The sequence below is a fragment of the Pseudarthrobacter sp. CCNWLW207 genome (genome assembly GCF_037203945.1).
GTDB lineage: Bacteria > Actinomycetota > Actinomycetes > Actinomycetales > Micrococcaceae > Arthrobacter.
This window is the reverse complement of record NZ_JBBCBS010000003.1, coordinates 387,918-411,670: the sequence shown is the minus strand read 5'-3', so window position 1 is coordinate 411,670 and position 23,753 is coordinate 387,918. Positions and strand designations below refer to the sequence as shown.

Below are 23,753 nucleotides of genomic sequence, written 5' to 3'. Positions count from 1 at the left end.
GCTGTAGGTCATCCTTCATTCGCGGGCACTACGGTGCTAGTGCCGGCCTCAGCAGTGGCGCCAACTCCTCCGAGGCAAGGGCACTAATGTGGTTGATGTCGGCGTACATGGCTGTGCTTCCGACAAAGGCCGGGCATCTTGAGTTCACGCAGAACCACTCCTTTGTGGGGACGAACGTTGCGTTGATACCGACATCGGCGATTGCACGGGCTTCCACTTCGCTTTGCCCATCAAATATCGTGCTGCGCTCCGTTATGCAGTCACTGGGCACACTAAACCTTGTTATGCATTGGCTTGGCTCGGCCTTAGCGGGAGCAGGTGCCTCCAGAAGAACATATCGAGCGCCCTGCCCGACAACGTAACGCCCCATGTCAGTGACGTACTTCTGCCACTCGGCATCCGCTTCGCGCCCAACTGCACCGCTCGACAACTGACCGTCATTGCGCAAGAACGAGGACGCGACAACATCGGGATTGAGACGTCCAATCTGATCTTGAACCCAGAGCTTGAATCGCTTGCATTCGTCTGCCGATGCGTCGTTTCGGCCTGGTATTAGCACCGGCGAACAGGCTGCCACCGTGTATATGTGCACCTGCCAGTCCTGCCCTTCCAAGGCTTTCCGGATGCCAGGGACAAAACTCATCGTCGTCGAATCTCCGAAGATTACCAATGAACGAGTTGCGTTCTCAGGGCCATATACGCACCGCAAGGCGTTGGCAGTCACGTCCTTGTCATGAGCCAACGGCGATAGCTCACCACCTAAGCAGCCGTCCTTTATCCACTCGTCGGGTTTAGCGAGTGCTCCGTCCGGCCCCATTTCCGCCGGATTCGGCCGGAGGGCTGGCCACTCAGAAGACGCTAGGGCCGCCCGCAACTGCTCCTGCCTCTGGTCCGCAGTCATGGCCGTCACCGGAGTCCCGGGATCAGCAGAACTTCCGGCCCCAAGGTCTGAAGCATCGCGCTGACCTATAGTGGCGAAAGCAATAAGTGGAAATGCCAGAACCAACGCTGCGAATGCGGCAAGGCCCTGGACCTCCCGCCGTCGCACCGGTCGTGGCCGTTGGCCGGTCTTTAGCGAGGGCTTGGCACCGAGGCGGCTACGCCGTATCGGATCCTCAACCCACTTGAACGACGCCACCGATAGAACGGTCATGAGCGTGACTGCTACGAGATAGAACCACAGGGTGTCTGGCTCCACGAATGCGCCGAGAAGAATGATCACGGGGAAATGCCAAAGATACAGAGAGTAAGAAATTTTGCCGACGTACCGGGAAGCTGGGTTAGTCAGAATCCACGCCAGCCGATTGTATGACGGCCCGGTGCCCCCGCAACCCGCAAGGATAACCAGGCAGGTGCCCAAGACTGGAAAAATGGCGAATGGTGCAGGGAATGGTGTCTCTGGCGTTATCAGGATGAGTGAGGCACCAATGAGCAACAGGCCAAATGAAAGAAGGCCGATCTGCAATTTTTGAGGGAATCCGCTGAATCTCGCCGTCAATACCGCTAACAGCGCTCCGGCGCCCAGCTCCCATCCCCGAGAGAAAGTCGAGAAGTAGGCCACCGTATGGTTGGAATTCGTTTCCCATAGGGCAAATGCAAACGAAAGAAGAATGGGCACAGCAACAAAGAAGCCCAAGACTACGGCAGTTCCGCGAGGGTTACACTTCAATCGACGCGCGAGAAACAGTGCCCCTATAATCACCCAGGGCCAAAAAATGTAAAACTGCTCCTCAACGCCGAGGGACCAATAATGCTGGATCGGCGATACGGACGAACCTGAATTCATATAGTCGGTCCCGAGGAGGGCAAACCGCCAGTTCGCCGAAAAGACCAAAGCCCAGAAGGCATCTGTCGCAATTGATGAGGCACGGCCCGCGTAAAAAATAACGTACGCCGCCGTGACTGTTACAGATAATACGAGCGCAGCGGCGGGAAGAATTCGCTTGAAGCGACGCAGGTAGAACTCTCGGAACGAGATTCTTCCTCGAGTTGTCGCCTCACGAAGCAGGATTCCGGAAATGAGGTACCCGGAGATAACGAAAAACATGTCTACGCCGATGAACCCGCCGCCCGGCCAGTGAATCAAGTGATCGAAAACGACCGCAAGAACGGCAACGGCGCGAAGACCCTCGATATCCAGTCGACGCCTGTGCCCCTGAGGTGGCGTTTGCGCTCGGGACTGAAGCCCGAGGGCGGGTGCTGACGACATAGGTATTTCCACTACTTTCGAGACAGGGGGTCTTTAGATACTACCAAGGTCATCGATTAGGTCACTCTGCACTGGTTTGCTGTGAGGGCTTCATTGATAGAGGATTGGGACCATGCGTGGAATTATCTTGGCCGGCGGGACCGGATCCCGGCTACACCCGATCACCCTCGGCATCAGCAAGCAGCTGGTTCCCGTCTACGACAAGCCGATGATCTATTACCCGCTGTCGACGCTCATCCTTGCGGGCATCCGGGACATCCTCATCATCACCACTCCCCACGACGCGGAGCAGTTCCAGAGGCTGCTCGGTGACGGCAGCCAGTTTGGCGTCAATCTTACGTACGTCCAGCAGCCTTCACCGGATGGACTCGCCCAGGCATTTATCCTGGGTGCTGAGCACATCGGCAACGAGACGGTTGCGCTCGTCCTGGGTGACAACATCTTCTACGGTCAGGGAATGGGTACCCAGCTCCGCAAACACTCTGACATCGACGGCGGCGCTGTCTTCGGCTATTGGGTCAAAGACCCCAAGGCGTATGGTGTGGTGGAGTTCGATGACGAGGGCAAGGCCCTCTCCTTGGAGGAGAAGCCGGAAAAGCCCCGGAGCCATTACGCGGTGCCCGGTCTCTACTTCTACGACAATGACGTCATCGACATCGCCCGCAACCTCAGGCCTTCGCCGCGGGGGGAACTTGAGATTACTGACGTCAACCGTGCCTACCTTGAGAAGGGAAAGCTCCAGGTGGAGATCCTCCCCCGGGGAACGGCCTGGCTGGATACCGGTACCTTCAACGATCTCAGCGACGCATCGAATTTCATTCGAACGGTCGAAAACCGTCAGGGACTCAAGATCGGTGCGCCCGAGGAAATCTCCTGGCGCCTCGGATTCCTCAGCGACGATGAGCTTCGCCAGCGTGCAGAGCCCCTGGTGAAGAGTGGTTACGGAGCATATCTGCTCGGCTTGCTCGAGCCGTAGCAAGCCAGATGTGGTTGCCTGTCCTTCCGCAAATTTTCATTGCCGCACTCCTGCTCCTGGCCCCGGGCTTCATAGTTTCCCTTGCCCTGAGGTTTAGGTCATTCAACGCGCTCTCGCTTGCGCCGGCTTTGTCGGTGGGAGTCATCGTTTTGACTGCCACCGCCACCCCGTTCCTTGGGGTGAAGTTTGGGGTGCTGCCTGTCGGCGTCGCCACGGCTTTGCTGGCCTCCCTTGGATTTTTCCTGGGCCGTCTCAGCCCCCAACAACAGCACGCTGGCCAAGGAAGGTCAACGTTGGCCAAGTTGGCGCCGTTCATTGCGGTTACTGTTGCCGCGGTGCTGCTGGGTTGGCGGACTTTTCAGGTCTTGGGGTCCCCGGGATCCATATCCCAGACTTATGACGCTGTATTTCACCTTAACTCCGTCCGGTTCGCCTTAGATACCGGCCAGGCTTCCTCCCTCACCATTGGCGCGATGACCGGAGGCGGGTTCTACCCGGCCGGGTGGAACGCGGTAGCGGCTTTTGTGGCCTCAACGACAGGCGCTGCCGTACCCGTGGCCGTCAACATCACCAGCATTGTCCTGGCGGCGGTCTTTTGGCCGTTGAGCTGCCTCCTGATGACAACCTGGGTTGCGGGACGCCAGACGGCAGCAACGATTGCAACCGGCATAGCATGTGCCTCTCTCGGGGCCTTCCCGCTGCTGATGATGGACTTCGGTGTCCTGTATCCGAACCTGCTGGCAATCAGCATCCTGCCGGCAAGCATCGCCTTGGCGGCCCGCATCACGGGAGCGGCGCCGACTACGCAAATACCGGCTCTGCCTGCAATCCTTGCATTGCTCTTGAGCCTTGCAGGCCTGATCGTGGCCCACCCGACAACGTTTATGGCCTGGCTTGTCTGGACGCTTCCCATGGTGGCTTTCTCCGCCTACAGGTCGGCTTCCGGGCTGTGGAGAGACCGGGCCGCCAACCGGCGTCGTTTCAACCTTCAGGCGGCCGGCCTCGTCGCGTACTGCCTTATTTTCCTCGCTCTGTGGATCTTCTTGAGGCCACCCGAGGAGGCGTCATTCTGGGGTCCGTATCACACGGTCCCCCAGGCGTTGGGTGAGGCCCTCTTCCTCGCACCCATGGGGCTCGCCCCCGCCTGGCTGGTGGCACCCTTGGCACTCGTTGGACTATGGGCCTGCTTCAGGACGAACAAAAACCTCGCCTGGGCCGGAATTGCTTTCCTGATTTTCTCTGCCATTTTCGTTGTTGTTTCCGGCTTCCCGATCTCGCCCATCAGGAACTTCCTGGCCGGCGTCTGGTACAACGACAGCTACCGCCTTGCGGCCCTTCTTCCCGTAGCCGCCGTACTCTTGGTGGCCATCGGCGTGAACTGGGCAGAAGCAAAACTCAGCACAGGGCAGCGGCCGAGTCCGGCCCTGACAATATTCCAACGGGCTGCTGGCTCCGAGGGCAGGGGGCGACTGCTCCGAATCGCTGCCGTTGGTGTGCTTTCCGTGGGTGCGGTTGCGCTGGGACAACAGGGTGGAGTGCAGCACGAGGCGGCTCAGGCGTCGACGCGTTATGCCATCAGCAATGACTCCCCGCTGGTATCAGCGGATGAACTCGAACTCATGGACCGGCTCCCGGAGACTGTGCCGGCAGACTCGGTCCTGTTGGGAAATCCCTACACCGGCGCCGCGCTGGCCTACGCGATCGGAGATCGGAAGGCTGCGCAGATGCATATCCTCAGCTACGTGTCCCCTGAACTGCAGGAGATTTATAACGACCTCGGCTCCGTGGAGAGCGACCCGAACGTCTGCAGCGCGGTCAGGAATGAAAATGCGTTCTATGTCCTCGACTTTGGGTCCAAGGAAGTCCATGGCGGAAGCCATACTCCGGCCGGGCTCAGAAACCTTGACCGGAATCCGGGCGTACAGCTGGTAGACAGCCAAGGCGAGGCCAGGCTTTATCACATCACGGCCTGCCTGAACTGACCGGGGCACGCCCCGGTCAGTTCGGTCAGGCGGGTTGTCAGGCGGCCGTGCGGCTCCGAAGCTCAGCCACAACCTCATGCACTTCGCCGTCCATGATGACCTCGCCGTGTTCGAGGAGGATACCCCGCTCGCACACAGTGGAAACCAGATCCAGGTCGTGGCTGACTACAAAGAGGGTTTTGCCCTTGTCCGACAGTTCCTTGATCTTGGCAATGCACTTGCGCTGGAACGGCTCGTCCCCCACCGCAAGGATTTCATCGATAAGGAAAACCTCAGGGTCGGTGTGCACGGCAATGGAGAAGGCCAGCCGCAGGTACATCCCGGAAGAGTAGAACTTGACCTCGGTGTCGATGAACTCGCCGATCTCCGAGAATTCAACGATTGAATCGAACATGTCATCGATCTGCTTCTCGGTCATGCCGAGGATCGCACCGTTCAAATAGACGTTGTCGCGCCCGCTCAAGTCGTGGTGGAAGCCTGCTCCAACCTCGATAAGGCCCGCAACCCGTCCGCGGGTGTGGACGGTGCCGCCGTCGGGCTGAAGAACGCCAGAGATCAGCTTCAACAGCGTGGACTTTCCGGAACCGTTGAGCCCAAGCAAGGCCACCGTCTCACCCTGCTGCACTTCAAGGGACACGTCCGTGAGCGCCATGAACTTTTTGGAGAGGTCGCCCTTCCGTCCCTTAACCAGCCAGACCACGGCCTCTTTCATGGACCGGGTATGGCGCAACACGAACTGCTTGCGCAGCTTCTTGCAGCTGATTGCTATCTCGCCTCGTGCTGTCACGTTAGAGCTCCTGTGCAAAATGGACGGCCGAGCGCCGGAAAGCCAATTGGCCCACAAACAGCACTGCGATGGAAATCAGGAAAGCCACCGGAAGCCAAACCGTCATAAGGTCCGGCGGCATCGCAGCGAGCTCCAGCTGGTCCTCTTTCAAAGTGGGGAACCAGAAGGCCCAGTGGAAGATTTCCACAGCGACGGTCATGGGATTGAGCTGGTACAGCCAGTACCAGGACCCCATCACGTCCCTCACCATCGTCCAGACGTAGAGCACCGGCGAAGCCCACGTCACCACCATGAGGATCATGTCAACGATGTTTTCCGAATCACGGAAGTAGACGTTTGCGGCGCTGAACAGCAGGCCCAGTCCGGTCGCGAGGACTGAGACCAGCACAAAAGCCAGGATTGCGGCGGCCAGCTGAAGGACTGTCGGCGTCCACCCCGCAATGAGGCAGGCACCGATGAGCACCACCATTTGAGGCAGGAAATGTGCTGCTGAAACCCACACGGTTGCCACCGGAAACAGCTCACGGGGCAGATAGATCTTCCGGATGAGGTCGCGGTTGTCCACGATGGACCTTGTGGCGTTGCCCAAGGACTCCGTAAAGAAGTTCACTAAGACAATGCCTGCGAACAGGTAGATGGCGTAGTTCGGTGTTCCGCGCTGGAGGTTCAGGAAGATTCCCAATGCCACGAAATAGATGAGGAACTGCATCAATGGCTTGACGTAGGACCACAGGAGACCCAGGATCGATCCGCGGTAACGGACCTTGATCTCCTTCCGCACCAATAGCTTGAGCAGGAACCGATGGTCATAGACGTCAAGGAGTCCCCGCCCCTGGCCTGGGCGGATCATTCCTTCAGTGCTGCCGGCCATCTACTTCGAATCCTCCGAAGCGGCGTCAAAGGTCTTCTTCCAGGACTCCATTGAGCTGACCTCCGCAACGGCATTGCGGTACTGCTCGGCCAGTCTGTCCCACTCACGGAAAAGCCGGACGTGCAGGCGGGTTGCCTCTGTCAGCATCGACTTCAGCTTCCGGGGGTCGCGCTGGTACCAGGAGGCGCCCGTTCCTTCGGCGTTGGAGACCACCACGCTGTCGTAGTGGGCGACCCGGTACCAGCGGTTGTCCCGGTGGGCGAGATACCCTTGGGGGCGCTCGGCGCTTTCCGGTCCGGGCGCCTTGATCAGCTGCCGGGCAACAGTCTTGATGCCCCAGGGAATCAGTTCCTTCTTGCTGGGCATGCCAACGACGGTGCCCCCCATCGGACCACGGCCCAGTTTCGGGGCGGGGAAGTCGTCGACGTCATCCTTCAATTGGGCGTCCGGGTAGGACGCCTTCAGGGCGTTGATTTCAGGCAACTTGGTGCCGAGCACGCGGTGGAGGTCTTCCGGCCCCTTGAAAAGGTCCTTCAAGGCCTCGATCCGGCCATGTTCGGTGAAGTACTGCATCGATACCAGGTGCTTGACGTCGGATTGCACGGATTCGCGCAGAACCCGTCCGCCCTTCGGGTAGGGGCTGTGGATCAAGGTGGTAATCAAGCGGTTGCGTTCGTGGAAGTACGCCTGCCATCCCACGAGGTCGTCCTTATCGATCCAGGAAACATGCCACACTGCGGCGCCAGGCAAGGATACTGTGGCGAATCCGGCTTCGCGGGCGCGAAGGCCGTATTCGGCGTCGTCCCATTTAATGAATAGGGGCAGCGATAGGCCGATTTCCCTGATGACCTCGGTGGGGATCAGGCACATCCACCAGCCGTTGTAGTCCACGTCCACGCGCCGGTGCAGCCACGCGGTCTGGCGGAGGTTTGCAATGCTGAAGTCATGCCGTACTTCCATGTCCGCGTGCGGGAGTGCCGGGACGATCCGGAACGGGTCAACAACCTCGCCAAAGGTGTGGAGCACGCTGCGGTTATAGAGGTCAAACATGTGCCCGCCAACGATGGTTGGCTTCTTGCAGTGGTCAGCGAATGTCAGCAGCCTAACGATGCTTTCCGGCTCCACCACGATGTCATCGTCAAGGAGCAGCACGTAGTCACTGCCATTCTCCACCGACTCGTACATCCCACGCGCGAACCCACCGGACCCGCCCAGGTTCGCTTGGTTGATGACCCTGAGCTTTCCGCCCAATGATTCCTTGACTGCGGCGAAGCCATCTTCGGCTTCGACCTTTTGCGTCCCCTGGTCCACGATCAGGATCTCTTTGACGTTCTCGAGGACGTCTTGATTCCCTGCCAGGATTCGGGCGTTATTCAGGCAGAAGTCGGGCTTGTTCATCGTGGTGATTTGAAGGGTGACCTGGCCCTTGGAATCGCGGCTGCTCTCGGCCTGCCATTCGCCGTTCTCCAACAGCAGTTCGCCTGAACTTGCGGCCAGGTCAAACCAGTACCAGCCGCCGTCGCCAAACGGCTTCAAGGTGAGGTCAAAGACTGAGGTGGCAGCGCCGTCGACGTGCTTACCGTCAACCCGCTGAACCGACCCGCGTGCGTTGGACTTGTACACGGTGACAGTTCCGGTGCCGCTCGTCCGTACCACCAAGCGAACGTCCCGGACAGAGGTCCAGCGTTTCCAATAACTGGCAGGAAAGGCGTTGAAGTAGGTGCCAAATGACATCTGCTCACCCGAGCGGACGCGCATCGAGTGCCTAGTCAGCAGGTCTTCGAAATGCGCTTCACGGCTGCCGGAGCTGAACATCTGCAGCTTCTGTTCAGGCAGCTTGGGAGTGCGCGCCAGCTCGTCATTCTCCCGAAGGCGGATGCCGCTGGCCGTACCGGCGTCAACGTAAAGTGACACCGTGTCCATCTGGTCTGCGGATGGAAGGATCACCCTCTGCAACGTTGACCACGTCTTCGAGTCTGTCGTCTCGCTCATGCGTCCACTCCTCCACTTTCAAGCTTGGCGCCGTCTTCGAAATGCGGCCGGATCTTGTTGTCAAACATGCTCAGGGCAGAGCCAATAGCCATATGCATATCCAGGTACTTGTACGTTCCAAGGCGCCCTCCGAACAGCACGCTCTGCTCTGCCGCGGCAAGGTCGCGGTATTTGAGCAGTCTTTCCCTGTCCGCAGCAGTGTTGATCGGGTAGTAAGGCTCATCGCCCTTTTCGGCAGCCCGGGAAAACTCACGCATGATGACTGTTTTGTCGGTCTGGTAATCCCGCTCCGGGTGGAAATGGCGCGGCTCGATGATCCGGGTATAGGCCACGTCGGCGTCGTTGTAGTTCATCACGGACGTGCCTTGGAAGTCCCCAACTTCCAATACTTCTTCTTCGAAGTCGATGGTGCGCCAGGAAAGGTCACCTTCAGCGAAGTCGAAATAGCGGTCGATCGGACCCGTGTAAATCACCGGGATATTGCCGACAACCTTGTTCTTGCTGTACTCCTGCGTTTCATCGAAGAAGTCCGTGTTGAGGCGCACCTCGATGTTCGGATGCTCCGCCATCTTCTCGATCCAAGCGGTATAGCCGTTGGTGGGCAGGCCCTCGTACGTGTCGTTGAAGTAGCGGTTGTCGTAGTTGTACCGCACCGGTAGCCGGGAGATGATTCCGGCAGGCAGGTCCTTGGGATCCGTTTGCCACTGCTTGCCGGTGTAGTGCTTGATGAACGCTTCATACAGCGGCCGGCCAATGAGCTGGATGCCTTTGTCGTTGAGGTTCTGCGGATCAGTCCCGGCGAGCTCTCCGGCCTGCTCCTGGATCAGGGCCTGTGCCTGGCCCGGCGTCAGGTTGGCGCGGAAGAACTGGTTAATGGTGGCCAGGTTGATGGGGAGCGAATAGACCTCGCCCTTGTGCACGCCATAGACCTTGTGGACGTAATTGGTGAAAGTCGTGAACCGGTTGACGTACTCCCACACCCGTTCATTGGACGTATGGAAAAGGTGGGCACCGTAGCGGTGCACCTCGATCCCGGTCTGCTCTTCTTTTTCGCTGTAGGCGTTCCCACCGATGTGGTGTCGACGGTCGATGACGACCACCTTCAAGCCCAACTCAGTCGCGGCCTGTTCTGCGATTGTCAGGCCAAAAAAGCCCGACCCTACAATGACGAGGTCAGCAGTCACAAAATCTCCAGTTTCGAATACGGGCAGCGCAATGTTGTGCAAAGTCTGCTGTTCTAGCCTACCCGAGACGCTGCAGCGGCTGGCCAAACCCGGCGGGAGGCCTGCCTCGGATGTTACAGTCCGCCGGCCCGCGGAACACGCCATCACCCACCGAACACGGCGCTTATCCACATGGGACACTCCAAGCGGGACAGCATGCTCACCGTGTTACTAGCGTGGACGCGTAGACCGGCCCCACCGTTAGGAATTCACCATCATGCCGCTCGAGTGCACTCTGGTTCGCAGCCCCGGCACGGGGAAAGCCCAACCACCATTGGAACTCACGGTGGACGCCACCGTGGGAACGTGTGGTGCGGAAATTCAGGCAGCGCTGGAAACCGGATTCGGCACTGGTGCCCTGTCCGTGGACGGCGCGCAACTCTCCTCCCTGACAGTCGGCGAGCCGCCGCTGGTGAACGGGGCGGTAATAGTCGACGGCGGCACGCGGAGCCCCGCCCTCAGGCCACGGCGAGTCGACAGCTTGCCGGCACCGCTCGCTTTGGCAGTCCATAGCGGCGCCGGCGCCGGGACGGTAGTACCCCTGGGGCGCGGAAGCTACACGATCGGGCGAAGCAACGCGGACATAGTCGTGCCCGATCCTGACCTGTCCAGGCAGCATGCCCGTTTGTTGGTTTCCGACACCGCCATCACCATCGAGGACCTTGACAGTGCCAACGGGACGAAGGTCGACGGCGAGTATGTGCGAAATACGGTGATAGCAACCGGCTCAGTCATCCGCTGCGGCAACTCCTCGATGTCGCTGGTCTTTATGGATCCTGAGGGCCCGAAATTGGGAGCCGCAGGTACAGGCGTGCAGGAACCGCTGGTGATCAACCGGCGGGTGGAATCCGGAAACCGCACCGCCCTTGTGCTGACGGCCGGGCTCCCACTGGCCATTGGGGTAGGGCTGGCGGTCGTCACAGGCATGTGGATGTTCCTCGCTTTCACGGCTGTGTCTGCCGTGTCCGTTCTGGTACCGGTCCTCTCCGGAAGACGCCAGCGCAAGGAATTGTCCACAGCGGTTGCGAACGTTCTCCGCCAGGACCAGGACCGCCGTCGACGCGCCGGTCCGCCCCTTTCCGAACTGGTTCTCGCCAGTGGCGTGCCATCCGGCACTTCTGGTGAGCAAAGTTCCGGCCAACAAGGGATCTGGCTACGCCTCGGGCTGGCAGTCCAACCGGCCAATATCCGGTTCGAGCCGGCCGCACCGGATCTGAAAATTCCGTCGGCCGGAGTACAGCCGCTGACCCTTGATCCGGCCCGCCGCGTCACCGTCGTCAACGGCCCACACGAGTCCGTGGAAGGTCTCATGCGGTCACTCATCATGCAATTGGCTGGTTATCCGAGGGCCGCACACATCCGCGTTGCAGTGCATGGGCCAGCCGCGCAGCTTCCACTCAGCGCCCGTTTTCTGTCGGATGTCATGCTGACAGCCACAGCTGCCGCGGCAACTGCCGTGCTGGCACCGGAGGGCGCTTCCCCAAAAACACCCGGTGTGCTTTTGGTCGTCGACGCCGGAGACTCGGACGAGGTCGACGTCATCGCGCTCGCGATCGAAAACCACTGGCAAGTCATCCATTTCCGCTCCCGGCCCGCCATGATGGCGCTGGCCGATATTGAACTGTCATACCGTGCAGGCCAGCTGCAGGGACCGGGGGGCCCAACGCGCTTCATACCGGACCTCGCTCCCCGTGACGTCTTCAACCGCTTTTGTCGGCTGCACGCCCGCGACGCCGCCCCGCTGGACAGACTCGTGCCGCAATCCTGCCTTCTAGGCGACCTGCTCAACCCCGGCAGCGCTGAAACGTCGGCCCGGTGGGTAGAGTCCCGCCACCGGCCCGGACTGGCCGTGCCAATCGGTCAGTCCGCCGACGGCGAACGCGTGCTGGATCTCCAAGGGGACGGACCCCATTTGCTGGTAGCAGGGACCACCGGGTCGGGAAAATCCGAACTCCTGCGCAGCATGACCATCGCGTTAGCCCTCTCTTACCCGCCGGACCGCATTAATTTCCTGTTTGTGGACTTCAAAGGCGGCTCGGGCCTGGGACCGCTCCTGGGCCTTCCGCACTGTGTGGGAATGCTGACTGACCTGGCACAACACGAGCTTGAGCGGTCGCTGATATCACTTCGGGCCGAGATCCGGCTCCGTGAGGAATTACTGGCATCCGCGCAGGCACCCGATTTGGCTTCGTATCGCGCTGCCCGGACAGATGGGGATCCAGTGTTAGCCCACCTCGTTGTAGTCATTGATGAGTTCCGGATGCTTGTTGATCAGGCGCCCGCGGCCCTGACGGAACTCATGAGGATCGCCGCTATCGGGCGCTCCCTGGGCATCCATCTGATCATGGCGACACAGCGCCCGCAGGGGGCTTTGACAGCAGATATTCGCGCCAACGTGACGACGAGCATCGCCCTGCGCGTCCAATCCGATCTGGAGTCGCTGGACATCATCAATTCCAACGCCGCGTCAAACATCAGCCTGAGGACACCAGGAAGGGCCTTCCTTGTCCGCGGCACGGAAGATCCGATCGAATTTCAGGCAGCGTCCTTGCAGGATCCGGCACAAGCGAGCCTCCCGGAGGGGGTCCGTGTTCGTCTTTCGTCTGATGTGCTCAAGGACCCAGACATCGAACGCACTCAGGTTGCCGACAACAAGGACCTGACCCCCGCGCTGGCTGCCGCGCCCCTGGTTAGCACGATGTCCAGCCTGTGGGAGGTCCTGGAGGGCCAGCCGGCAAGGCCACCGGTCGCTCCGCCACTCCCGTCCATTCTGGAACCACCGCTGGCGTCAGCTGTCCAAGACATTTGCCCTGCCCCAGGGTCCCGGAATGGCGCACCGCAGGCGTGGGCCGTTCGCCTTGGCCTCATGGATCTTCCGGACGAGCAACGGACAGCACCGCTCGACTGGCTTCCCGCCGAACACGGACATCTGGGGCTCGTTGGAGCACCTGCGTCAGGCCTGCCCGAGGCTCTGGCGGTGGCCGTCAGCGCCCTCGCATCGCATGCGTCCGAGGCTCATTTCTACGTCCTTGACGCGGACGCTTCCCTGGACGGCATCGAGTGGGGCGGCCGCCTCGGTGCTAAAGCTGGTCCGCATGACCTCCGACGGGCTGTACGGATACTGGAACGACTCAAACAGGAGCTGTCTGAGCGGCTGATGGGCTCCAGGGACGGTCATCGGACTCCCCTGCTGCTGGTCATCGCAGGATGGGGCACGTGGGCCTCCTCCCTCCGGTCGGGGCCGCTGGCCTGGGCGGAAGACCTGGTCCACGACCTTCTCCGCGACGGCGGCCGTGCAGGAATCATCGTCGCTATTTCGGGACAACGCGAACTGGTGACAGCCAGATTCTTCGCTTCGGTACCGAACCGTGTCTATTTTCCATGTGGCGCCAACGACGACAGCCGCCTTGCCTGGCCGAAGATGCCCACCACCGCTCCAGTCCCTGGCAGAGCGGTGGCCTTCGGACCGGTATCGGCCGGCAAAACTGCCGTGTGCCAGTTCTATGCCCATCCTGATGGCGAAGAATCCCTGTGGCCTGCCGCGGAGAAAGCCGTGGGCCACTCCGTCATCAGCCGACCCTTCCGCGTGGAACCACTGCCTACGAGAATCACGGTAGAGGACCTCGTGGCCCGAGGAATACCCGGCGAGGACGCGACATCAGACCTTCTGGTGGCCACGGCTCCGAGGACCGCAGCCGCCCAGCCCGGCTCACGGACCTTCCTCATTGGCCTCGGCGGCGACGAATTGGCCCCGGCCTCACTCCGGATTCCCTTTGGCGGAGTTTTCGCCGTGCTCGGTGGGCCTGGTGCCGGCAAGACCAACTTTCTGCACGTGTTGCCTGCGCTCAACGGACGGTCAGCTCGGTGGCTGGCCCCGGATGAGGGTGTCGGACCATGCGAATACTGGTCCGGTGTTCTTCGGGAGGCTTCGGCCGGGGCTGTGGACCGGCACGCCATCGCACTTGTCGATGATGCCGACTTGCTCCCGCAGTCAACACACCAGGATCTTGCGGAACTTAGCGGAAGAGGGGTCAGTGTGATTTTCACTGCCGGGTACAGTCCCCTGCTGACCCAGCGAGTACCTTTGGCGCTCAGCGCCCGGGGCACGGGGAACGGGATGCTGATCGCGCCACGGAGCGTCATGGACGGCGACCTGTTTGCAGTCAGGTTCGAGGTGGAGCCCACTCCGCCACCGGGTCGGAGCATTCTGATAGCAAATGGCCGGCCGCTCCCGATCCAGCTGGGCTGGGTCCGGCCTGCCACGAAAGAAGGGAGCGTGGCCCGTCAGATGGCCGGCGCGGAACCGCCGGTCCTCGAGGCATAAGTGACAACCCGCTTGTCGAAGAGGAGGACGATCACAAGGACCGCCGGGACGAGCATGGCAAGACCTGCCCAGACAAGACCCCCCGTCAGGGTTGGGAATCCGATGGTCAGGACGAAAAGCTGGGCCACTAAGGCAGCCGCCCGGGTCCAGCGGTATCCGCGGAACAGGAAATGACCCACTGCGTAGAGCCACGCGGCAAAGGCGAGGAGCAGGGCCAAAGTGAATACGGCTCCCCAGAACGAGAGAACTGGGGCACCGGTAACGAGTTCGTACCCGTACCAGGCAGCTGCACCAAGCAAAGCCGTGGCTTCAGCAGCGACGACAGAAGCGATGACCGTGATGGCCCGGGGCCGCACGGCTGTCCGTCCAGGTTCTTCAGCATCAGGGTCGGGAAGGGCGTTCGAGGGGGGTACGGGGGGTCTTGACACACTGGCACCCTACCGGACATAGTCGGACAGTGGTGAGGGCCACTAACACCGATGTGATGTATCGCTCAGCTTTCCGGGGATTTCAAGCCTAATTACCCCTTGTTTACACAGCGTTAACATGACAGGCTTAATTCAGATGACCAAGGGGGCCCGCAGGGCCCCTTTCCTTTGTAGCTACTAGTGAATAATTTCACAAAGAGCTCTTCCCAGAAATGGAGCAACTGATCAGCATGGATTGGCGTAACCGCGCAGCGTGCCTTGACAAGGACCCGGAACTGTTTTTCCCGGTCGGAAACACGGGCCCTGCCCTCCTCCAAATCGAGGAAGCCAAAAGCGTTTGCCGCCGCTGCCCCGTTGTTGATACGTGCCTCCAGTGGGCGCTGGAGTCCGGACAGGATGCCGGCGTCTGGGGCGGCATGAGCGAGGACGAGCGTCGCGCCCTGAAGCGGCGGGCCGCCCGCGCCCGCCGGGCCTCGTAATTTGAGCTAAGGCATCAACAGATGGCAATGGCCGCAACCCCAAGGGGTTGCGGCCATTCCTTTTGGCAGCCGGACGACTACGGCAAGTGCACGTGTCGCGATTACTTCGGCATGAGGCTCAGCCGGATCCGGACGGCGGTTCCGCCGCCCTCCCGGGGCTGCCACGCGATGGTGCCGCCGAGCTCACTGGTTACCAGTGTCCGGACGATCTGGAGCCCCAGTCCCTCGACATGCGGGGTCTCCGGCAGGCCCACGCCGTCATCTGCGACGGTAACCGTCAGCAGTTCTTCACCGTCGTCCCCTTCAGAACGGTCAGCCAGAAGCCATACAGTCCCCGTGCGTCCCTCGAGGCCGTGCTCGACGGCGTTGGTCACCAATTCATTAATCACCAGCGCCAGCGGGGTCGCGAAGTCACTGGGCAGTTCGCCGAACAACCCTGCCCGTTGAGTCTTGACTTGCTGCGAAGGTGACGCAACCTCAGCGGACAGCCTGAACTGCCGCCCGATCAGTTCGTCGAAGTCAACACTTTGCGCGAGCCCCTGTGAAAGCGTTTCGTGGACCAGGGCAATGGTGGCTACGCGGCGCATCGCCTGCTCCAGGCCCTGCTTGGCCTCATCGCTGACCATGCGGCGCGACTGCATGCGCAGCAGCGCCGCCACGGTCTGCAGATTGTTCTTGACCCTGTGGTGGATCTCGCGGATGGTCGCGTCTTTGGTCACGAGCTCCATCTCGCGCCGCCTCAGTTCGGAAACGTCGCGGCATAGAACGAGCGCCCCAAAACGGTGTTGCTCATCACGAAGCGGAATTGCCCGCAGGGACAGGCTCACGCCGCGGGATTCAATCTCACTGCGCCACGGCATCCGGCCCGTCACCACCAGTGGCAGCGTCTCATCGACCATTCGCCTGTCCTTCAGCAGGCTGGCTGTCACCTCCGCAAGCGAACGTCCCTCCAACGATTCACCGTCGCCCAGCCGCCGGAAGGCGGACACGCCGTTGGGGCTCGCATACTGCACGATGCCTTCAGCGTCGAGCCTGATCAGGCCGTCTCCCACCCGCGGTGCGCCACGACGGGATCCAGTGGGCGAGGCAAAATCTGGCCACAGCCCCAACGTGCCCATTCGCAGCAAGTCATAGGCACACTGCCGATAGGTGAGCTCCAGCCTTGACGGCATTCGCGAACTGGACAGATCCATGTGAGTGGTTACAACGGCCAAGGTTCGGCCATTGCGGACCATGGGCACGGCCTCGACCCGCAGAGCCATGTCGCTGCTCCAGTTTGTTTCGCTGGACCGTTCAATGGCACGGCTGGACCATGCTTTGTCCACAAGGGGCTGCAGATCCGACCTGATACCCTCCCCCACAAAGTCCCCGTGGAAAACGGTGTGCGTGGTGGACGGCCGGACGTGCGCCAACGCCACATAGCCGTAGTCCGGGTGGGGGAACCAGAGGGCCAGGTCCGCAAACGCGAGGTCGGCAACCATCTGCCAGTCACCCACCAGGAGGTGCAGCCATTCGGCATCGCCCGGCCCGAAATCAGCATGTTCCCTGATGGGGTCCGTAAAGATTGCCACTGCACCTCCAGTTGCGACGCCAGTATCCCTAGCGTCGGACGATTGACCTCAAGAGCCTCAATGCTACCGACAGTGACGCCATATCGTCCGCTTCGAGGGAATTGACCTCGTCGAACATGCTCTTGGCCCTGCCCAGTTGTTCAGCGTTCTGGCTTTCCCATTCCTTCAGCCGGTCCTCCGGCGAAAGCCCCGAACCGGTGGATTCGAGCACCGCCATGGTCATGTCCGACACCGTCGAGTAGAGGTCGTCCCGCAAGGCCGCACGTGCCAGCGCCTGCCACCTGTCCTGCCTTGGCAGGCTGCTGATTCTTTCGAGCAGGGCATCAGCGTGGAAGCGATTAAACACGGTGTAGTAAACGGAGGCGATCTCCTCGACTGGATCCTTGCGGACCTTGGCGATCTTGGCAATGTCCAGGAGCACGAAACTTTCAAAGAGTTCAGCCCAGCGCAGAGCCAGGCCTTCCGGCAGCTTCCATTCCCTGGCTTCTTCAAGCCAGGCGGAGAGACGCTCCCGGTCGTCACCTCTCACATAGTCGAGGAGGCGGGCTCGCATGGGATCCATGACCGGTTTGAATTCGGCGACGATATCAGCGATGGGCCTGCTGGCTCCGCCTTGCCCGACGAGCCAGCGGACGGCGCGGTCCAGCAGCCGCCGAATGTCCAGGTGGACGGTGCTCCAGTGCTCCGTGGGGAAAGACGCCGGGAGGCTGTTGAGTTCATCCACCATGACGTCCAGCTCGTAAATCTCGCGGAGGGCCACGAACGCCTTGGCAACAGCGACTTCCGTGGCGGACGTCTCTTCAATCGTCCGGAAGGCGAAGGTGATGCCGCCCATGTTGATCATGTCGTTCGCCACAACCGTCGCGATGATCTCCCGCCGCAGCGGATGTGTGTCGAGCTCGGCATCAAACCGTTCGCGGAGCTGACGGGGGAAGTAGGCCCGCAGAGTGCTGCGGAACCAGGGATCGTCGGCGAGGTCGCTTTCCCGCAAGGCGGAGGTCAGCTCGATCTTGGCGTACGCCGCCAGTACCGAAAGTTCCGGGGACGTCAGGCCCTGTCCTTGGGTCAGCCTTTCCCGCAACGACTCCGTGGATGGCAGGGCTTCCAGATCACGCTTGAGGTCGGCTGATTTTTCAAGCCAGTCCATCAGGCGTTCATAGCTGGGGCTCCACTCGGCAACACGCATCCGGTCGTTGAGGAGCAGGATGTTCTGGTCAATGTTGTCCTGGAGTACCAGCCTGCCCACCTCCTCGGTCATCGACGAGAGGAATCCTGCGCGTTCTTCTGCGGAGAGTTTGCCAGCGGCCACCATCCGGTCCACGAAGATCTTGATGTTGACTTCGTGGTCGGAGCAGTCCACGCCAGCCGAGTTGTCGATGGCATCAGTGTTGAGGATCACGCCCTGCAGTGCTGCCTCGATGCGCCCGCGTTGGGTCATCCCAAGGTTGCCGCCTTCACCGACGACTTTCACCCGCAGGTCACGGCCATCCACCCGGATGGCGTCATTCGCTTTGTCCCCGACGGAGGCATTCGACTCGGTGCTTGCCTTCACATATGTTCCGATTCCGCCGTTGTAGAGCAAATCGGCAGGCGCCAACAGAATTGCGCGAAGAAGTTCCGGCGGGCTCAGCTGGGTGGTGGATTCCGGGAGGCCCAGCGCCGCGCGCACCTGCTCGGAAACAGGGACAGTCTTGGCCTGGCGGACGAAAACGCCGCCGCCCTCGCTAATCAGCGATTTGTCGTAGTCATCCCACGAGGAGCGGGGCAGTTCGAACAACCGCTGACGCTCAGCATAAGACGATTCCTCATCGGGATTGGGGTCGAGGAAAATGTGGCGGTGGTCGAAGGCGGCGAGCAGGCGGATATGGCGGGACAGGAGCATGCCGTTGCCAAAGACGTCACCTGACATGTCCCCGACACCGACGACGGTGAAGGGCTGGGTCTGGGTGTCCAGGTCCAATTCACTGAAGTGGCGCTTGACCGATTCCCAGGCGCCGCGCGCCGTAATCCCCATGGCTTTGTGGTCGTAACCTACGGAACCACCTGAGGCGAAGGCGTCTCCGAGCCAGAAACCGTACTCGGCGGCCAGGCCGTTGGCGATGTCGGAGAAAGTAGCCGTTCCCTTGTCCGCCGCCACTACAAGGTAGGAGTCGTCGTCGTCGTGGCGCACAACGTCCGACGGCGGCACCAGGTTTTCGCCGTCAGGGCTCGTAACCAGGTTGTCGGTAAGGTCCAGCAGCCCACGGATGAAGGTCTTGTAGCTTTCAATGCCCTCGGCCATCCAGGCCGCGCGGTCTGCTGCCGGATCAGGGAGCTGTTTGGCGAAGAAGCCGCCCTTGGCACCGGTAGGGACGATCACCGCGTTCTTGACGGTCTGGGCCTTCACAAGGCCCAGGATCTCGGTACGGAAGTCTTCGCGGCGATCAGACCAGCGAAGCCCGCCGCGTGCCACTTTGCCAAACCGCAGGTGCACGCCTTCCACCCTTGGCGAATACACCCAGATCTCGAACTTCGGCCGCGGGAACGGCAGCCCGTCGATATTCGTCGGATCCAGCTTGAAGCTCAAGTGCTGCTTGAACTGGTAGTAATTGGTGCGCAGCGTGGCTTCGATCAAATTCATGAAGGTGCGGAGGATACGATCGGCGTCGAGGGTTGCGACCTGCTCGATCGCTTCGTTCAGTGCAGCCCGGACGGAGCCCTGGGTCGCGGCCCGCTGATCTTCATCGACAGAGGGATCGAAACGGGCGGCGAAGAGCGCGCTGAGGCCTTTGGTCACCGCAGGATTGGCAAGCAGGGTATCGGCGATGAACCCGAATGAGTTGGTGTTTCCCATCTGCCGCATGTAGCGCGCGTAGGCCCGCAAAACGGTGATCTGGCGCCAGTGCATTCCCTCACGGAGCACGAGGCGGTCGAAGCTGTCCGATTCAATGGCACCGGACACCGCGGCCCCGAAGGAGTCTGCCAGCAGTTCGCCGGTGGCTACCGGGTCTACACCTGCCGGGTACTTGAGCCCAAGGTCATAAAGGAAGAAGTCGCGGCGGTCAGCCGTCTCGATCTCGAAAGGCCGCTCATCCAGTACCTCAAGGCCCATGTTGTGGAAATAGGGCAGGATCTGGCTGAGGCTTTTGGGTTCGAGCATGTAGAGCTTGACCCGGGCGTCTTCCTCAAGGGTCGCTCCTGCGCCTTCGGGGAGATAGACATGGACACCCGGTCGCTCCTGCTTGGCCCCAGCGATGCGTTCCGCTTCGGCGCCGTACTTTTCGAAGCGGGAGATGTCCTGGAGGGCCTCCTCGACTTCGTAGTCCACGCGGTAGCTCGCCGGGAACGCCTCCGACCAGATGGAGGCCAGTTCCTTGGCCTGATCATCGTCCTCGCGCCCTCGCAGGACTTCTGCGATGCCTTCGCTCCACGAGCGGGCAGCACGAACCAGCCGTTTCTCCAGCTCTTCGGCGTCAACGTGGCTGACGTCGGCGCCTTTAGGCAGGCGGATGCGGAAGAACAGGCGAGCCAGGGCGGACTCGGTCATCCGGGCTTCGTAGTCGATGGAGACAGCCTGGAACGTTTCCCGCAACTCGTCCTCTATGCGGAGCCGTACGTTGGTGGTGTACCTGTCACGCGGAAGGTATACGAGGGCGGACATGAACCGGCCGTAAATATCCGGCCGAAGGAACAGCCGGGTGCGGCGGCGTTCCTGCAGCCGCTGGATCCCCATCGCGGTCGCCGCGAGGTCCGGGATCTCGATCTGGAACAGTTCGTCGCGCGGATAAGTCTCCAGGATTCCCAAAAGGTCCTTGCCGGAATGCGAATCAGGCGGGAAGCCGGCACTCCTCAGGACGGCGTCCACCTTTTCCCGGACGATCGGGATGTTACGGACCGACCCGGCGTAGGCGCTGGTGGCAAACAGTCCAATGAAGCGCCGCTCACCGTTGACGTTTCCCGCGGCGTCGAAGCTCTTCACGCCAATGTAATCGAGGTACGCGGGCCGGTGCACCGTTGACCTTGAGTTGGCCTTGGTAATTACGAGTGCGCGCTTTTCACGTGCCTTCTTCCGGCCGGCGTCAGTCAGGTGCTGGACATGGTGGGAATCAGCTGCAGCCCGCAGGAGTCCGAGCCCGCTGTCTTCGCGCAGCTCGAGGACGTCTTCGCCGTCGACGTTAATGAGGTCGTATTCCCGGTAGCCCAGGAAGGTGAAGTTTCCTTCATCGAGCCAGCGGAGGAGATCCTGGGCCTGTCTCAGCTCCGTGATCTGGGCAGGGTTGGCAACTTTGTCCAGGCTCTCCGCAATCTGCAGGGCCTTGTTGCGCATCTTTGGCCAGTCCTCGACGGCGGCCCGGACATCACCCAGGACGCGTTCCAGGCCGGCAAGCAGTGCGTCCCGGGCGTCGTCATTGGTGCGATCGATTTCTACGGCGATCCAGGACTCCATGTGGGAGGCGTTGTCGCCTGTAGCGATGAGGTGCGACATGCTGGGCATGGCGGCGGTGTCGCCGCTGGAAATTCCGAACTGGGAAGGCACGCGGTCGACCCTGACCAACTGTCCCGATTCGCGATTGCGGGTGACCACGAAAAGGGGGTGGATTACCAGGTGAATGGCCGAGTTCTGGCGGACCAGCTCAGCGTTGACCGAGTCAACGAGGAACGGCATGTCGTCCGTGACAACATACACAACGCTGCTGTCCGCCTCCGTGCTGATCGCGATCTTGGCTTGGCCAGGCAGGCGAACAGCTGCGACCTCGCGGTGCATTTCGGCCCGGGAGGCAAGCACATCCTGCGAATAACTGCGCGCATCCTCTTCGGCTAGATGCTGGTAGTAGTCCCCCAGGAAACCTTCACGGTCCCCAATGGCAAGGGGTTGATCCTCCACGCTGGATCCAGACGACATCGACAAACGCCTCCATCACAAGATTAATGCTGCACCTTTGCAGCTCTTATGGTGAGCCTAACCCTTTAGTCGGCGCCTCGCTGTGGAAGAAAATACAGAGGATCTGCCTTTTTGCTGGACTGATGCACAGACCAATTGAGCGATCGCTGTCCTCAGCTTCGATTCGGGCGAGGATTCAAGCAGCAGCGAGCCGCCGAGCAGGGCCGAATCGGCCGCGGGAGCGTCTGCGGGCAGGAACGCACTGATTGCCGCGGCTGGTCCATACCTGTTCCACGCGTCGCGCAGCTGGCGTTCGGGCGCCCTGCCCACAGCACCGGCCCGGACCTTGTTCATCACCACAATCGGAGCAACATGCGGGACGGCGAGCTCAAGTTCGGCCACGCCGCGGACCAGCCGGGGCACGCCGATAGGGTCTGCCGACCCGATGGCGTAGACCGTGTCAGCGAGTTCGAGGCTCCGCAGGGTGGCTGCGTTGCGTCGCGGGGCCATGGTGTCGAAGCTGAGCTCTTCATCCGCTTCCAGGCAGAAGCCCGTATCGATGACCACTACATCGGCGATATCCCGGGCCCGCTCAAGAACCAGGGAAAGGGCCGCCGCGCGCAGTTCGGTCCATCTGTCCGCCCGGGTAATGCCGGTCAGGACCCGGAATGTGCCAAGCCGGGTCACTACTGGCGCGGCAATCCTGAGCATTGCGTCGGCGTCAAGAAGACCTTGGTCCGCGAGCCGGCAAGCCTGTGCCAGGCCTGCCGATTCGTCCAAGAGGCCCAGGACCGCCGCAACGCTGGCCCCGTAGCTGTCGGCATCAATCAGCAGCACGGATTTGCCCTCAGCGGCAAGCTCGCCCGCCATATTCACGGCTACGAAGGTCCTTCCGGGCGATCCTGTGGGACCCCAGACAGCAATGATGCTGCCGGCACCGGGAGTGTCCATGACCTCCTCCGGGACTGCAGGAACAGGCCTTAACGCCGCGGAGGGATCGGCCAGGCCGGACGATGGATTGCCGGGCTTCAAGGAACCCCCCAATCGGCCGACAGCCTCAGAAATCCGTGCCGCCAAGGCGGCAGGCTCAACACCCGAAAGAGCTGACGCGACACCGATTCCGCGGAGCCGGGATGCCTCATCAGGATCATCGGTGAGGGCGATGACCACCACGCCGACGGCGCCAAGCCTGTCCACAAGGGAGGCGGTCAATCCTTCACATCCGTCCGCGACCACGGCGGCGCGGGCCAAACCACTTTGGCAGGCGGCGAGCAGCTCTGTGAGTTCGGCGCATCGACGGACCACCGTGACCGGACCGTGCAACCGTTCGAGTCCGCCGACAACATCTTCCTGCGCCTGCCCGACGGTCACTACGGGAATGCTCACGAAGCGGCCCCGCCAGGATTCCACACCACGGCGATCTTGGCTTGATTTGCCTGCGCGCCCAGCAGCCCTGGCATTTGGCTATCTGACACCAGAACCATCAGCACGGTGCTTCGGGACGAACCCAACGCTGTTGAGCCCGACGTGACCTGCGCAATTTCGGCGTTTGGAAGGAGCAGCTTCGGCTCGCTGTATCCATTCTTCGTATCGGGTAGGGCAACCCACACATCGACCCGCGTGCCGGCTACGGCTTGGTTTGGCAGCACCTGCTCTACCGTAACCGCTACGGGCTTGCGGTCCAGGGCATCGGCGGTGCCCAGACTTTCCCGCGGAACGAGCTGATCCTTGCCAATTCGTTGCACTGCCACCGCATCTTCAGGCAGGCCGCCCTCGACAGTGAAGTAATGCTGTTCGGTATCACCTAGCCGCACTTTGGCGCGGACCACGTTGTCCTGCGTCAGCGCCTCACCGACCGCGATGGCATCGCGGGCAGCATAGACCTCAGTCGTCCTGTCGGCGCTGCCAACAAGCGAAATAACGCCCGCCACGGAGGCAAGGACAAGCAAAACGCCAACAAGAAGCCGAGGATCCTTCCAGGAAGGCCGTTTCAACCTCGCCGATGTGGTCGCACTATCAATACTCACGCGCAGTCTCCCCCTCGCTCCGC

14 protein-coding genes are annotated in these 23,753 nt (G+C 61.3%); 4 read left to right on the top strand and 10 right to left on the bottom strand.

Annotated features, from left to right (window positions below; all coding sequences use genetic code 11):
- Nucleotides 1–28: 28 nt before the first annotated feature.
- A complete protein-coding gene (locus tag V9L17_RS07560) occupies nt 29–2,209 on the bottom strand; it encodes an acyltransferase family protein (protein WP_337350986.1) in 2,181 nt (726 codons plus the stop codon).
- 112 nt (nt 2,210–2,321) lie between these two features.
- Here V9L17_RS07560 and rfbA point away from each other — a divergent pair, with 112 nt between their 5' ends.
- Nucleotides 2,322–3,185 carry a glucose-1-phosphate thymidylyltransferase RfbA gene (gene rfbA / locus V9L17_RS07555; RefSeq protein ID WP_337350985.1) on the top strand — a complete coding sequence of 288 codons (864 nt, stop codon included), beginning with the start codon at nt 2,322–2,324 and terminating at the stop codon, nt 3,183–3,185.
- Nucleotides 3,186–3,193: 8 nt separating this feature from the next.
- Nucleotides 3,194–5,167, top strand: a complete 1,974-nt coding sequence (locus tag V9L17_RS07550; protein WP_337350984.1) for a DUF6541 family protein — start codon at nt 3,194–3,196, stop codon at nt 5,165–5,167.
- Nucleotides 5,168–5,204: 37 nt separating this feature from the next.
- Here the strand turns inward: V9L17_RS07550 and V9L17_RS07545 are convergent, their stop codons facing one another.
- The 4 genes from V9L17_RS07545 to glf all read right to left on the bottom strand — a co-directional run bounded on the left by V9L17_RS07545 (nt 5,205) and on the right by glf (nt 10,001).
- Nucleotides 5,205–5,879 carry an ATP-binding cassette domain-containing protein gene (locus tag V9L17_RS07545; protein WP_082979333.1) on the bottom strand — a complete coding sequence of 225 codons (675 nt, stop codon included), beginning with the start codon at nt 5,877–5,879 and terminating at the stop codon, nt 5,205–5,207.
- 76 nt (nt 5,880–5,955) lie between these two features.
- Nucleotides 5,956–6,825 (bottom strand): ABC transporter permease, encoded by an 870-nt coding sequence (locus V9L17_RS07540; RefSeq protein WP_337345778.1) that lies wholly within the window; start codon nt 6,823–6,825, stop codon nt 5,956–5,958.
- Entirely contained in the window at nt 6,826–8,817 is a 1,992-nt protein-coding gene (locus V9L17_RS07535) for a glycosyltransferase (RefSeq protein ID WP_337345777.1), read from the bottom strand.
- Entirely contained in the window at nt 8,814–10,001 is a 1,188-nt protein-coding gene (glf, locus tag V9L17_RS07530) for a UDP-galactopyranose mutase (protein WP_337350983.1), read from the bottom strand. The genes V9L17_RS07535 and glf overlap by 4 nt, the downstream gene beginning before the upstream one ends.
- 256 nt (nt 10,002–10,257) lie before the next feature.
- Between glf and V9L17_RS07525 the strand changes: the two genes are divergently transcribed.
- Nucleotides 10,258–14,364 carry an FtsK/SpoIIIE domain-containing protein gene (locus tag V9L17_RS07525; protein ID WP_337350982.1) on the top strand — a complete coding sequence of 1,369 codons (4,107 nt, stop codon included), beginning with the start codon at nt 10,258–10,260 and terminating at the stop codon, nt 14,362–14,364.
- On the opposite strand, the gene V9L17_RS07520 is transcribed toward V9L17_RS07525, so the two are convergent.
- Nucleotides 14,325–14,792, bottom strand: coding sequence for a hypothetical protein (locus tag V9L17_RS07520; RefSeq protein WP_376044295.1), 468 nt, complete (start codon nt 14,790–14,792; stop codon nt 14,325–14,327). The two genes, V9L17_RS07525 and V9L17_RS07520, sit on opposite strands and share 40 nt — an antisense overlap.
- Nucleotides 14,793–15,022: 230 nt before the next feature.
- Here V9L17_RS07520 and V9L17_RS07515 point away from each other — a divergent pair, with 230 nt between their 5' ends.
- On the top strand, nt 15,023–15,271 hold the full coding sequence (locus V9L17_RS07515; protein WP_003804966.1) for a WhiB family transcriptional regulator: 249 nt from the start codon (nt 15,023–15,025) through the stop codon (nt 15,269–15,271).
- Nucleotides 15,272–15,372: 101 nt separating this feature from the next.
- On the opposite strand, the gene V9L17_RS07510 is transcribed toward V9L17_RS07515, so the two are convergent.
- Genes V9L17_RS07510 through V9L17_RS07495 form a run of 4 tightly spaced genes read right to left on the bottom strand, consistent with a single transcriptional unit; the run spans nt 15,373 to nt 23,724 of the window.
- Nucleotides 15,373–16,842 (bottom strand): sensor histidine kinase, encoded by a 1,470-nt coding sequence (locus V9L17_RS07510; protein ID WP_337345774.1) that lies wholly within the window; start codon nt 16,840–16,842, stop codon nt 15,373–15,375.
- 28 nt (nt 16,843–16,870) lie between these two features.
- Nucleotides 16,871–21,724: an NAD-glutamate dehydrogenase gene (locus V9L17_RS07505; protein WP_337345773.1), complete on the bottom strand. Its 4,854-nt coding sequence runs from the start codon at nt 21,722–21,724 to the stop codon at nt 16,871–16,873.
- A gap of 57 nt (nt 21,725–21,781) precedes the next feature.
- Nucleotides 21,782–23,089 carry an AAA family ATPase gene (locus V9L17_RS07500; protein ID WP_337350981.1) on the bottom strand — a complete coding sequence of 436 codons (1,308 nt, stop codon included), beginning with the start codon at nt 23,087–23,089 and terminating at the stop codon, nt 21,782–21,784.
- Complete coding sequence (locus V9L17_RS07495; RefSeq protein ID WP_443197928.1) at nt 23,086–23,724, bottom strand: hypothetical protein; 639 nt, start codon at nt 23,722–23,724, stop codon at nt 23,086–23,088. The genes V9L17_RS07500 and V9L17_RS07495 overlap by 4 nt, the downstream gene beginning before the upstream one ends.
- Nucleotides 23,725–23,753 lie beyond the last annotated feature (29 nt).

Bases quoted from the DNA above. Each gene is read 5' to 3' on its own strand.
- V9L17_RS07560 (WP_337350986.1), bottom strand. From the start codon at position 2,209: ATGTCGTCAGCACCCGCCCTCGGGCTTCAGTCCCGAGCGCAAACGCCA.
- rfbA (WP_337350985.1), top strand. From the start codon at position 2,322: ATGCGTGGAATTATCTTGGCCGGCGGGACCGGATCCCGGCTACACCCG.
- V9L17_RS07550 (WP_337350984.1), top strand. From the start codon at position 3,194: ATGTGGTTGCCTGTCCTTCCGCAAATTTTCATTGCCGCACTCCTGCTC.
- V9L17_RS07545 (WP_082979333.1), bottom strand. From the start codon at position 5,879: ATGAAAGAGGCCGTGGTCTGGCTGGTTAAGGGACGGAAGGGCGACCTC.
- V9L17_RS07540 (WP_337345778.1), bottom strand. From the start codon at position 6,825: ATGGCCGGCAGCACTGAAGGAATGATCCGCCCAGGCCAGGGGCGGGGA.
- V9L17_RS07535 (WP_337345777.1), bottom strand. From the start codon at position 8,817: ATGAGCGAGACGACAGACTCGAAGACGTGGTCAACGTTGCAGAGGGTG.
- V9L17_RS07525 (WP_337350982.1), top strand. From the start codon at position 10,258: ATGCCGCTCGAGTGCACTCTGGTTCGCAGCCCCGGCACGGGGAAAGCC.
- V9L17_RS07515 (WP_003804966.1), top strand. From the start codon at position 15,023: ATGGATTGGCGTAACCGCGCAGCGTGCCTTGACAAGGACCCGGAACTG.
- V9L17_RS07505 (WP_337345773.1), bottom strand. From the start codon at position 21,724: ATGTCGTCTGGATCCAGCGTGGAGGATCAACCCCTTGCCATTGGGGAC.